General features: G+C 69.6%; 11 protein-coding genes. 4 read left to right on the top strand and 7 right to left on the bottom strand.

Translation table 11 applies throughout. The features are described from left to right. Positions 1-82: 82 nt before the first annotated feature. The 4 genes from JMF90_RS00445 to JMF90_RS00430 all read right to left on the bottom strand — a co-directional run bounded on the left by JMF90_RS00445 (position 83) and on the right by JMF90_RS00430 (position 4632). Positions 83-1408, bottom strand: a complete 1326-nt coding sequence (locus tag JMF90_RS00445; RefSeq protein ID WP_006477974.1) for a sugar ABC transporter substrate-binding protein — start codon at positions 1406-1408, stop codon at positions 83-85. A 72-nt stretch (positions 1409-1480) separates the two neighbouring features. Then, positions 1481-2833 carry a D-tagatose-bisphosphate aldolase, class II, non-catalytic subunit gene (locus JMF90_RS00440; protein WP_011546082.1) on the bottom strand — a complete coding sequence of 451 codons (1353 nt, stop codon included), beginning with the start codon at positions 2831-2833 and terminating at the stop codon, positions 1481-1483. Beyond that, complete coding sequence (locus JMF90_RS00435; RefSeq protein WP_006477972.1) at positions 2821-3777, bottom strand: sugar kinase; 957 nt, start codon at positions 3775-3777, stop codon at positions 2821-2823. Before JMF90_RS00435 ends, JMF90_RS00440 begins: the two co-directional genes overlap by 13 nt. Before the next feature lie 78 nt (positions 3778-3855). Then, positions 3856-4632: an L-iditol 2-dehydrogenase gene (locus tag JMF90_RS00430; RefSeq protein ID WP_012329130.1), complete on the bottom strand. Its 777-nt coding sequence runs from the start codon at positions 4630-4632 to the stop codon at positions 3856-3858. A gap of 337 nt (positions 4633-4969) precedes the next feature. Here JMF90_RS00430 and JMF90_RS00425 point away from each other — a divergent pair, with 337 nt between their 5' ends. From JMF90_RS00425 to JMF90_RS00410, 4 genes are read left to right on the top strand one after another with little or no spacing between them, the layout of a single operon-like run. After that, positions 4970-5431, top strand: a complete 462-nt coding sequence (locus tag JMF90_RS00425; RefSeq protein ID WP_011546084.1) for a Fur family transcriptional regulator — start codon at positions 4970-4972, stop codon at positions 5429-5431. Positions 5432-5477: 46 nt separating this feature from the next. Next, positions 5478-6389 (top strand): metal ABC transporter solute-binding protein, encoded by a 912-nt coding sequence (locus JMF90_RS00420; protein ID WP_011546085.1) that lies wholly within the window; start codon positions 5478-5480, stop codon positions 6387-6389. 17 nt (positions 6390-6406) lie between these two features. Then, positions 6407-7297 carry an ABC transporter ATP-binding protein gene (locus tag JMF90_RS00415; protein WP_011546086.1) on the top strand — a complete coding sequence of 297 codons (891 nt, stop codon included), beginning with the start codon at positions 6407-6409 and terminating at the stop codon, positions 7295-7297. Next, positions 7290-8072, top strand: a complete 783-nt coding sequence (locus JMF90_RS00410; protein ID WP_011546087.1) for a metal ABC transporter permease — start codon at positions 7290-7292, stop codon at positions 8070-8072. Before JMF90_RS00415 ends, JMF90_RS00410 begins: the two co-directional genes overlap by 8 nt. 130 nt (positions 8073-8202) lie before the next feature. Here JMF90_RS00410 and fghA read toward each other — a convergent pair whose 3' ends face one another. The 3 genes from fghA to JMF90_RS00395 form a co-directional block, all read right to left on the bottom strand. Next, positions 8203-9051, bottom strand: a complete 849-nt coding sequence (fghA, locus tag JMF90_RS00405; RefSeq protein ID WP_011546088.1) for an S-formylglutathione hydrolase — start codon at positions 9049-9051, stop codon at positions 8203-8205. Between the two features lie 15 nt (positions 9052-9066). Beyond that, on the bottom strand, positions 9067-10173 hold the full coding sequence (locus tag JMF90_RS00400) for an S-(hydroxymethyl)glutathione dehydrogenase/class III alcohol dehydrogenase (RefSeq protein ID WP_006483756.1): 1107 nt from the start codon (positions 10171-10173) through the stop codon (positions 9067-9069). 213 nt (positions 10174-10386) lie between these two features. Next, on the bottom strand, positions 10387-11440 hold a 1054-nt coding region (locus tag JMF90_RS00395; RefSeq protein ID WP_201324925.1), incomplete at its 5' end, for an FGGY-family carbohydrate kinase.

Genomic DNA, 11440 nt, shown 5'->3' with positions numbered 1-11440 from the left:
GAACGGCCTGCCCGCCTGTCGGCCTAGCCGGCCCGCGCCGTGCACCAAGGCGCACGATGCGGGCCGCGCGACGGCTTGCGCGTTACTTCTTGTAGCCGGCCTGCCGCACTGCGCGGTCGGCCGCGGCCTGTCCGGCGGCGAGCGCCTGGTCGACCGACATCTGGCCCGCGACCGCGCCCGCGATCGACTGGCCGACCACCGTGCCGAACGACTGGAATTCAGGAATCCCGACGTACTGCACGCCCGTGTACGGCACCTTCTTCAGCGACGGATCGTTCGGGTCGGCCGTCTCGATCGCCTTCAGCACGAAGTCCGAGAACGGCGCGGCGGCCTTGTACTCGGCGCGCTGATACGTCGACGTACGCGTGCCCGGCGGCACCGACGCCCAGCCTTCGTCCTTGCCGACCATCTCGATGTACTGTTTCGACGTCGCCCACGCGATGAACTTGCGCGCGGCGTCCTGCTGCTTCGACGTCTTCGGCACGGCCAGCGCCCACGCCCACAGCCAGTGCGAGCCCTTCGGCGTCGCGGCGACCGGCGCGGCCGCGAAGCCGATCTTGTCGGCCACCTGCGACTGCTGCTTGTTGTAGAGCATCCCGGCCGCGACCGTCGCGTCGATCCACATCGCGCACTTGCCGGACGCGGTCAGCGTCAGGTTCTCGTTGAAGCCGTTCGAGCTCGCTCCCGGCGGGCCGTTCTTCTTCAGCAGGTTCACGTAGAAATTGATCGCCTTCTTCCATTCGGGCGACGTGAGCTGCGCGTTCCAGTTCTCGTCGAACCAGCGTCCGCCGAACGTGTTCACGACCGTCGACACGTACGCCATGTTCTCGCCCCAGCCGGCCTTGCCGCGCAGGCAGATCCCGTAGGTGCCCTTCGACTTGTCGGTCAGCTTGTCCGCGAATTCGGCGATCTGGTCGTAGGTCGGCTGGTCGGGCATCTTCAGCCCCTTCGCCGCGAACAGGTCCTTGCGGTAGAACGTCATCGAGCTTTCGACGTAGAACGGCAGCGCGTAGAGCTGACCGTTGTACGACAGGCTGTCGCGCGCGGTCTTCACGATGTCGTTCAGGTCGTAGTCGGCCGGCAGCCCCGTGATCGGCGCGAGCCAGCCACGCTTGCCCCACTGCGGCGTTTCATAGGTGCCGATCGCCATCACGTCGAACTGGCCGCTGCCGGTCGTGATGTCGGTCGTCGCGCGCTGGCGCAGCACGTTCTCCTCGAGGATCACCCAGTTCAGCTTGATGTCGGGGTTCGCCTTCTCGAACGCCGGCGACAGCTTCTTCAGCTCGATCATGTCGGGGTTGTTCAGCGTCGCGATCGTCAGCGTGCCGGCGGACGCCGCGCAGGCCGCCGTCGCGAGCGCGGCTCCGGCGAAACAGCGTGCGGCGGCGTCGAGCATCTTTCGTTGCATGGCATGTCTCCTGTGATTGTTCGAAATGTCGTCGGTCTTGTGTCGGTGTTGCGTCGTTTCCTTCGCGGCCCGTCATGCCGGCCGCTGCATCCCGCACGCGCGCGCATAGTGCGCGATCACGTCGCGTATCCGGTGGCGCACCCATGCGCGCGGCTCTTTCGCGAGGCCGCCCGCGCGGCACGCCGCGTAGACATCCGGCAGCCACTGCGCGACGAGCGTCTCCGGCACCGGCTGCCGCGCGAGGTTGCCGAACAGCTGCTCGACCGCGGCCGCGACGGCCGGCTGCAGCCAGTAATAGCGGATGCGGTCGCTGTAGCTGAACTGGCGCGCGAGCCGCTGCGCGGTCTCGTCGCCGCGGTAGTACGGCGCCCAGTGTTCGGGCTGCGCGCGCATCGCCGCATCGACGACGTCGCGCAACCGCGAGCGCTGCGCGACGTCGTCGATCAGCGCGTCCTCGATGAACGTCAGCGCGAACAGCGCCTCGCGCAGCGCGAACGTCAGCGCGGGGCCGACCTTCAGCACCGCGAAGTGGTCGCGCACCAGCGCGGCGAGCGCGGCTTCCGTCTGGTAATCGGTCGAATGCGCTTCGAACACGAGGCGCGGTGTCTGCAGGATACTCGCGCCCAGTGACGCGGCCTTGGCACTGTCGTAATCGAGCACGTGGCGATCGTCGAAGTCGACGCCCGGCTGCGCGACGATCGCGACGACGCGCGTCCACGCGTCGTCGAGCCCGGCCGCCGAGAACGCGCGGCGGTGCGCGTCGAGCGTCGCCGCGATGCTGTCGCTGCGCGTGACCGCGATCTGCGCGATCGCATCGTTACTTGCGTCGCCGCTCACCTCGCCGCCCGGCGTCGGCACCTCGGTGCCGATCACGTAGACGGGCGCGATCCCGACGCGCGCCGCCGCGTCTTCCGCGACACGGCACAGCTCCGCCGCGCGCGCGGCGATCGTGCGATCGTCGAGCCGTGCCGGATCGTCCGCGCACGCCATGCTCGCATCGAGGTGGATCTTTTCGAAACCGGCTTCGACATACGCGGCGACCATCGCAGCGGCTTCCCGCATCGCGTCGGCCGCGCGACGGTGCCGCCACGGGTTCGGGCCGAGATGGTCGCCGCCGAGCACGAGCGCCGACGACGCGAGCCCGCAGCGCGCGGCAATCGCATCGACGTCGCGACGAAAATCGGCCGGCGTCATGCCCGTATAGCCGCCGAGATGGTTGACCTGATTGCAGGTCGCCTCGATCAAGAGCGGCGAGCCGTCCGCGCGCGCGGCTTCGCACGCGGCCTCCAGCACCAGCCGGTGCGCGCTGCAGACCGAATAGATGCCGCGCTGCGCGTCCGCGCGGTTCGCGTCGAAGATCATCCGCAGCACGGTGTCCGCGTGCGCGGTGCGCGGGCGTTCGGCAACGGTCGTCAGGCCGGACATGCGATCCCCCGTTCGGTCAGGAAGCGGTCGATCTCGGCCGCGCTGCTGTTGCCTTCCATCGGGCCGCGCCGCGTGACCGCGATCGCGCCGGCCGCGTTCGCACGGCGCAGCGCGACGTCGACGGCCACGCCCGCGACGAGGCTCGCGACCAGCGTGCCGCCGAAGCAGTCGCCGGCGCCGGTCGGATCGACTTCGTCGACCGGGAACGCCGGCGCTTCGGCACGGTGCGCGCGATCGAACGCGACGCTGCCTTGCGCGCCGCGTTTGAGCACGACGCGCTCGAGCAGCGGATGCGTCGCGAGCAGGCCCGCGATCGCGCGCTCGGCCGGCTGCGGGCCGCAGAAGAACGGCAGGTCGGCTTCGCTCGGCAGGAACAGGTGGCACGCGGCGAGCATCTCGTCGAGCGCCGCGCGCATCGGGCGGAAACTCAGCATTTCAGGCCGCACGTTCGGATCGAACGACACCTTGGCGCCGGCGCGCGCAGCCTCGATCACGCCGCGCTGCACGGCCGCGATCGCCGATTCGCTCGTCAGCGACGAGCCCATCACGTGGAAGTAGCGGCAGCCGTCGAACATCGCGGTGTCGACGTCGGACGCATCGACGCACGCCGCGGCACTGGTCGACAACGTGAACACAAAACTGCGCGAGCCGTCGTCGCGATACGCGACGAACGCGGTGCCGGTCGGGCGGGCGACGCGACGAATGCGCGCGACGTCGACGCCGTCCCGGGCGAGCCGCGCGACGATCGCATCGCCGAACGCATCGCGGCCGACGCAGCCCGCATACGCGACGCGCGCACCGAGCCGCGCGGCCTGATCGGCGAAGATCGCCGGCGCGCCGCTCGGGAACGGTCCTTCGAACAGGCCTGGCGTATCGAAACCCTGGCCGCGCTCGGCGGCGACGAATTCGGCCAGCAGTTCGCCGGCGACGACGATCTCGGCCATCAGGCGAGCCCTCCTCGTGCGACGGCGGCCGCTGCGTCGCGGGCCGGCCGGCGGATGGCGCGTGCGAGCGGCGCCACGTCAGCTCATCCAGTTGCCGCCATCGACGTTCAACGTCTGGGCGGTGATGTAGTCGGCATCGGCCGACGCGAGGAACAGCGCGGCGCCCGTCAGGTCGCCCGGCACGCCCATGCGGCCGAGCGGCACGGCTTCACCGACGAGCCGCTTCTTCTCGCCGAGCGGCCGGTTCTCGTAGCGCGCGAACAGCGCATCGACCTGCTCCCACATCGGCGTGTCGACCACGCCCGGCGCGATGCCGTTCACGTTGATCCGGTGCGGCGCGAGCGCGAGCGCGGCCGACTGCGTATAGCTGATCACCGCGGCCTTGGTCGCGCAGTAGTGCGAAACGAGCGCCTCGCCGCGGCGGCCGGCCTGCGACGACATGTTGACGATCTTGCCGCCGCGCCCCTGCTCGACCATCCGTTGCGCAACCGCCTGCATCAGGAAGAACAGCCCTTTCACGTTGACCGAGAACAGCCGGTCGAACACGTCCCAGGATTCATCGAGGAGCGGGCGCATGTCGAACAGCGCCGCGTTGTTGAACAGGATGTCGACGCCGCCGAAGCGCTCGACCGCCGTGGCGACGATCCGCGTGATGTCGTCGCGGCGCGTGACGTCGGCCGTGACGGCCACCGCGCGGCCCGGATTGGCCTCGATCAGCCGCGCGAGCGAGCCGCCTGCCGGCTTCACGTCGACGAGCACGCAGCGCGCGCCCTCGTCCAGATAGCGTTGCGCGACCGCCTCGCCGATGCCGCTTGCGGCGCCCGTCAGGATCGCGACCTTGTCTTCCAGTCTCACTGGCTGTCTCCGGTTCGTTCTGTTGCACGACGGTCGAGGTGAGCGAACGCTCATCTACCGATCAATTGCTCTGTTAGTGATCGAATGATCGGATACGCGATGCGCGCTGTCAAGGCGACGTGACGGCTTTCTATGACGCGCTGCGGCACGGCGGCGCACGACGACGCCCCGCCGTGCCCGCGCGGCAAGGCGCGGGACGCACGGTGCGGCGCGGTGGTATCGACGATGAAGGGGACGGAGCGTGGGCGGAACGAGGCGGAAAACGGAATTCGCGCTGCACGACGCGACGATACGTTATATCATCGCCGTACTTTGTTTCATCGCCCTGCTTCACGCCATGGCTACCTCATCGTCCATTGACGCCCGGCTGTCCCGGGCCGACGCATTCGCCGCCGAGCACGGGCTCGCGTGGACGCCGCTACGCCGCCAGGTCTACGAACGCGTGCTGGCCGCACAGCGCCCGATCGGCGCGTACGACCTGCTTGCCGAACTCGAACCGCAGCGCGGCCGCGTGCCGCCGACGACCGTCTATCGCGCGCTGGATTTCCTCGTCGAGCACGGCTTCATCCACCGGATCGAATCGAAGAACGCGTTCTTCGCCTGCTGCGAGATCGGCGTGCCGCACGAAGGCCAGTTCCTGATCTGCGATTCGTGCGGCGACACCGTCGAGATTCCCGGCGGCGACCTCGCGAAGCAGTTGTCCGCGAGCGAGCCCGCGCACGGTTTCGAAGTCCACCACCAGGTCGTCGAGCTGAGCGGCCTGTGCGGGCACTGCAAGCGCAAGCCCGCGCAGCGCTGACGCCGAATCGCGCGGCGTACGCGTCGCCCTTCCAACGAGGAGTTCCATGTCCATTGCCCTGAAGCGCGCGCCGCGGCGCGCCCTGTCGCCTGTCCGCTGGCTGGCCGCCGCCGTCGCCGCGCTGTCGTTCGCCGCGCCCGTGGTCGCGCAGGCCGCGACCGTCAACGTCGTCGCCGCGGAGAATTTCTACGGCGACGTCGCGTCGCAGATAGGCGGCCGCCACGTCGCGGTCACCAGCATCCTCAGCAATCCGGATCAGGACCCGCACCTGTTCGAAGCGAGCCCGAAGACGGCCCGCGCGCTCCAGCACGCGCAGGTCGTGATCTACAACGGCGCCGACTACGATCCGTGGATGGGCAAGTTGCTCGGCGCGTCGAAACAGGCGAAGCGCGCGACGATCGTCGTCGCCGATCTCGTCGGCAAGAAGGCCGGCGACAACCCGCACCTGTGGTACGACCCGGCGACGATGCCGGCGGCCGCACGCGCGATCGCGGCCGAGCTGGGCCGCGCCGACCCGGCGAACAAGGCCGAATACGAGGCGAACCTGCAGAAGTTCGTCGCGTCGCTGAAGCCCGTCGACGACAAGATCGCCGCGCTGCGCGCGAAATACAAGGGCGTGCCCGTGACGGCCACCGAGCCCGTGTTCGGCTATATGTCGGACGCGATCGGCCTCGACATGCGCAACCAGCGCTTCCAGCTCGCGACGATGAACGACACCGAAGCCAGCGCGCAGGACGTCGCCGCGTTCGAGGGCGACCTGCGCAAGAAGCAGGTGCGCGTGCTGATCTACAACAGCCAGGCCGAGGAGCCGATGACCAAGCGCATGCTGAAGATCGCGCGCGACGGCGGCGTGCCGACCGTCAGCGTCACCGAGACGCAGCCGGCCGGCAAGACCTTCCAGCAATGGATGGGCGGCCAGCTCGACGCGCTCGGCAACGCGCTTTCCGCCGGCAAGTAACAGACCACCGTAACCCCATGACCGCCACTCCCCACGCACTCGCACTCGATCGCGTCACGCTCGAACTGGGCGGCCGCACGATCCTGCGCGACGTCAGCTTCTCGATCGAGCCCGGCGAATTCGTCGGCGTGCTCGGGCCGAACGGCGCGGGCAAGACGACGCTGATGCGCGCGGTGCTCGGCCTCGTCCCCGTGTCGGCCGGCACGCTGTCGGTCGGCGGCGTGCCGGTCGCGCGCGGCAACGCATCGATCGGCTACATGCCGCAGATCAGGAGCGGCCTCGCGAACCGCCGGATGCGCGGTTACGACTTCGTCGCGATGGCCGCCGACGGCCACCGCTGGGGCCTGCCGCACACGAACGCGGCCACGCGCCGCGACGTCGATCGCGTGCTCGACCTCGTCGGCGGCCCGTCGCTCGCGCGCCGGCCGCTGTCCGAACTGTCGGGCGGCGAACGGCAGCGCCTGCTGCTCGCGCAATGCCTGCTCGGCAATCCGAAGTTGCTGCTGCTCGACGAGCCGCTGATCAGCCTCGACCCGCACCACCAGCGCGGCGTCGTCGAACTCGTGCGCAACGTGCAGCGCGAGCTCGGCATCACCGTGCTGTTCTCCGCTCACGAACTGAACCCGCTGCTGAACGCGCTCGACCGCGTGCTGTATCTCGGCAACGGCGTCGCGGCGCTCGGCACCGTCGACGAGGTGATCACGAAGCCCGTGCTATCGCGCCTCTACGGCTCGCCGATCGACGTGATGCGCGTGAACGGCAAGATCTTCGTGATGTCGGGCGACGTCGAAGTCGAGAAGCACGATCACGAACACGAGGACGACGACGGCCATTCGCACGGCGGTGGCGGCGGCCACGGCCATCACCACCACGGACACGCTCATCCCGGGCATTCGCACGATGTTTGAATACGACTTCATGATCAACGCCTTCGCGGCGTCGGGGATCGTCGCGGTGCTCGCGGGCATCGTCGGCTATTTCCTGGTGCTGCGCGGGCAGACCTTCGCCGGTCACGCGCTGTCGCACGTCGGCTTCACCGGCGCGACGGGCGCGGTGCTGCTCGGCATCTCGCCGATCTGGGGGATGGTCGGCTTCACGCTCGTGGCAGGAATCGGGATGGGCGCGCTCGGCGAAAAGCTCGCGGGCCGCGACGTCGCGATCGGCGTGATCCTGTCGGGCGCGCTCGGCTTCGGCCTGTTGTTCCTGCACTTCTACACGTCGTTCGCGACGCAGGTCACCGCCTTGCTGTTCGGCAACGTGCTCGCGGTCAGCCATGACACGCTCGCGGTGCTCGCTGGCATCGGCGCGGTGAGCCTCGCCGCGCTCGCGCTGATCGCGCGGCCGTTGCTGTTCGCGTCGCTGCAGCCCGAACTGGCCGAAGCCAAGGGCGTGTCGCTGCGCACGGTGTCGATGCTGTTCCTCGCGGTGTGCGCGCTCGCGGTGGCCGCGGCCACGCAGATCGTCGGCGTGCTGCTCGTGTTCACACTGCTGGTCGGGCCGGCCGCGGCCGCGCAGAACGTGTCGACGCGACTGTCGACGGGCGTGCTGCTCGCCGCCCTGTTCGCGCTGTTCGAAGCGTGGGCCGGCATCGTGCTCGCGTATCACACCGACTGGCCGACGAGCTTCTGGATCACCGCGCTGTCGGCGCTCGTGTACGGCGCGAGCCTGTTGCGACGCAACTGATCGCGGCCCGGCGCATCGCCGCCCGATGCCAATGAAAACGCCGGCGTGCCCGAGGGCAGCGCCGGCGTTTTTTCATGCGCCCGCGATTACGTCGCGGCGCGCCATATGCGCGACGTGTGTCGGTTCCGGCTCACCGCGCCAGCACACGCGCATGATGTGCGAGGTGGTCGGCGATGAACGTCGAGATGAAGTAGTAGCCGTGGTCGTAGCCCGGATGGCGGCGCAGCGTCAGCGGCTGGCCGGCCTTCGCGCACGCGGCTTCGAATACGTCCGGGTTCAGCTGGTTCGCGAGGAACTGGTCGGCCAGCCCCTGATCGACGAGGATGCCGTCCGCGAACTTCGGCGCATCGGCGCGCGCGACGAGCTCGCTCGCGTCGTGCGCCTTCCACGTCTCGCGATCGGCGCCGAGATAACCGGAGAACGCCTTCTCGCCCCACGGGCAGCGCGTCGGCGCGGCGATCGGCGCGAACGCCGACACCGACCGGTACAGGCCCGGATGACGCAACGCGAGCGTCAGCGCCCCGTGCCCGCCCATCGAGTGACCGAAGATGCCGAGCCGCGCGCCGTCGATCGGCAGCTCGGCCGTGACGAGCTCGCGCAGCTCGCCCGTCACGTACGACTCCATCCGGTAATGCGTCGACCACGGCGCTTCGGTCGCATCGACGTAGAAACCCGCGCCGACGCCGAAGTCCCACGCATCGGTCTCGCCCGGCACGCCCGCGCCGCGCGGGCTCGTGTCGGGCATCACGAGCGCGATGCCGTGCCGCGCCGCGTATTGCTGCGCGCCGGCCTTGATCGCGAACGTCTCGTCGGTGCACGTGAGCCCCGCGAGATAGAACAGCGCCGGCACGCGCCCGTGCGCGGCCTGCGGCGGCAGATACACCGAGAACTTCATCGGCAGGCCGATGGCCGCCGAATCGTGACGGTAGAAACGCTGCTCGCCGCCGTGGCACGCATGCGAGGAAACGAGTTCGAGCATGGCGGTGCGCTCCGGTCAGTACAGCACGACCGAGCGGATCGACTCGCCGGCCTTCATCAGGTCGAAGCCTTCGTTGATCCGCTCGAGCGGCAGCGTGTGCGTGATCAGGTCGTCGATGTTGATCTTGCCTTCCATGTACCAGTCGACGATCTTCGGCACGTCGGTGCGCCCGCGCGCGCCGCCGAACGCCGAGCCCTTCCACTCCCGGCCCGTCACCAGCTGGAACGGACGCGTGCTGATCTCCTCGCCCGCCGCCGCCACGCCGATGATGAACGACTGGCCCCAGCCCTTGTGCGTGCATTCGAGCGCCTGGCGCATCAGCTTCACGTTGCCGACGCATTCGAACGAATAGTCGGCGCCGCCGTCGGTCAACTGCACGATGTGGTCGACGACGTTCTCGACTTCGTTCGGGTTGATGAAGTGCGTCATCCCGAACTTTTTCGCGAGCTCGACGCGCTTCGGGTTGATGTCGACGCCGATGATCTTGTCCGCGCCGACCATCTTCGCGCCCTGGATCACGTTCAGGCCGATCCCGCCGAGGCCGAACACGACCACGTTCGCACCGGCCTCGACCTTCGCCGAGTACACGACCGCGCCGACGCCCGTCGTCACGCCGCAGCCGATGTAGCAGATCTTGTCGAACGGCGCGTCCTCGCGCACCTTCGCGACGGCGATCTCCGGCACGACGATGTAGTTCGAGAACGTCGACGTGCCCATGTAGTGGAACAGCGGCTTGCCGTCGAGCGAGAAGCGCGACGTCGCGTCCGGCATCAGGCCCTTGCCCTGCGTCGCGCGGATCTTCTGGCACAGGTTGGTCTTGCGCGACAGGCAGAACTTGCACTCGCGGCATTCGGGCGTGTAGAGCGGAATCACGTGGTCGCCCTTGCGCACCGTGCCGACGCCGGGGCCGACGTCGACCACCACGCCCGCGCCTTCATGGCCGAGGATCGCCGGGAAGATCCCTTCCGGATCGGCGCCCGACAGCGTGTAGTAGTCGGTGTGGCAGATGCCCGTCGCCTTCACTTCGATCAGCACTTCGCCGGCGCGCGGCCCTTCGAGATCGACTTCCTCGATCGTCAGCGGCGCACCCGCCTTCCATGCAATCGCGGCTTTCGTTTTCATCGTGTCACTCCTGTGTGTCGGTGAGATCGGCCCGGGCCGGCGTGCGGCGCCGGCCCGGGTTTCGTGCAAAGCGGTCGAAGCCGTGCCGCGTGGCACGGCGCAAGAATCTCGTGCTCGCCATGATGGCCGCTCCCGCCGCGCATCGCGTGCGGGAAACGGTCGCCGGCTTGCCAGGATGCGTCATCGCTGGCGCAAAAGAACAAGTGTTCGAGTTTAAACGCCCGTCGTGAACCATGCATCCGTGCGGGCGTACAGATCGATGAAGCGCGCGTGGCGGGCGGCCAGCAGGCGGTCGTCGTGCGGGGCGGCGATCGGCGACGCGCCCGGCGCCAGCGCGCGCAACGCATCTTCACGCCAATGCCCGATCGCGACGCCCGCGAGCAGCGCGGCGCCGCGCGTCGCGGCGTTCGGGCAATCGATCGCGTGCAGCGACGCGCCGAGCGCGTCGGCGAGCAACTGGCGCCAGCGCGGATCGACCGAGCCGCCGCCCGCGAGACGCAGCGTTGTCACCGCGTCGCCGCGATCGGCGTCGCGGATCGCATCGAGCCCCGCGCGCAACGCGAACGCGACGCCTTCGAATGCGGCGCGCATCATCGCGCCGCGCGTGTCGGCGAGCCCGAGGCCGAGCCAGCCGCCGCGCGCATCGGGGTTCATCCACGGCGAACGCTCGCCGGTCAGGTACGGCAGGAAGCACAGCCGTTCGGACGCCGGCTGGGCGAACGCTTCGTCATACGCATCGGCCCATCGCGCGTAGCCGAGCCAGCCGCGCACGGCTTCGAGCGCGAGCCCGACGTTCTGCATCGCCGCCATCGTGTAATAGCCGCCGCCGGCTGCCGCACGATAGCGATGCAAGCCGCGCCGCGCGGGCGGCAACGTATCCGCGAGCACGACGATCTGCCCGCCGCTGCCGGTCGTCAGCAGCGCGTCGCCTGCCGCGGCCAGCCCGCTGCCGAGCGCCGCGCACGCGGTATCGGCCGCGCCCGTCGCGAGCGGCACGCCGGCCGGCAGGCCGAGCGCGGCCGCGGCCTGCGCGCCGAGCACGCCGCAGCGCGCGGTGGACGCACGCACCGGCGCGAAGCGGTCGGCAGGCAGGCCGAGCGTGTCGATCAATGCGTTGTCCCACGCGCCGTCGGGCGTCGCGAGCGCGGTTGCGCACGCGTCGCTCGGGTCGGCCGCGACGTCGCCGCCCAGTGCGATGCGCAGCCAGTCCTTCGCTGCACGGCCCACGCGCGCGACGCGCAGCGCGTCGGGTTCGTGCGTGGCCAGC

This window comes from Burkholderia sp. E168m23 (assembly GCF_016586125.1).
In the GTDB taxonomy this organism is placed as follows: Bacteria; Pseudomonadota; Gammaproteobacteria; order Burkholderiales; family Burkholderiaceae; genus Burkholderia; species Burkholderia orbicola.
This window is presented reverse-complemented; position numbering and strand designations above follow the sequence as displayed.

Bases quoted from the DNA above. Each gene is read 5' to 3' on its own strand.
- JMF90_RS00445 (WP_006477974.1), bottom strand. From the start codon at position 1,408: ATGCAACGAAAGATGCTCGACGCCGCCGCACGCTGTTTCGCCGGAGCC.
- JMF90_RS00440 (WP_011546082.1), bottom strand. From the start codon at position 2,833: ATGTCCGGCCTGACGACCGTTGCCGAACGCCCGCGCACCGCGCACGCG.
- JMF90_RS00435 (WP_006477972.1), bottom strand. From the start codon at position 3,777: ATGGCCGAGATCGTCGTCGCCGGCGAACTGCTGGCCGAATTCGTCGCC.
- JMF90_RS00425 (WP_011546084.1), top strand. From the start codon at position 4,970: ATGGCTACCTCATCGTCCATTGACGCCCGGCTGTCCCGGGCCGACGCA.
- JMF90_RS00420 (WP_011546085.1), top strand. From the start codon at position 5,478: ATGTCCATTGCCCTGAAGCGCGCGCCGCGGCGCGCCCTGTCGCCTGTC.
- JMF90_RS00415 (WP_011546086.1), top strand. From the start codon at position 6,407: ATGACCGCCACTCCCCACGCACTCGCACTCGATCGCGTCACGCTCGAA.
- JMF90_RS00410 (WP_011546087.1), top strand. From the start codon at position 7,290: ATGTTTGAATACGACTTCATGATCAACGCCTTCGCGGCGTCGGGGATC.
- fghA (WP_011546088.1), bottom strand. From the start codon at position 9,051: ATGCTCGAACTCGTTTCCTCGCATGCGTGCCACGGCGGCGAGCAGCGT.
- JMF90_RS00400 (WP_006483756.1), bottom strand. From the start codon at position 10,173: ATGAAAACGAAAGCCGCGATTGCATGGAAGGCGGGTGCGCCGCTGACG.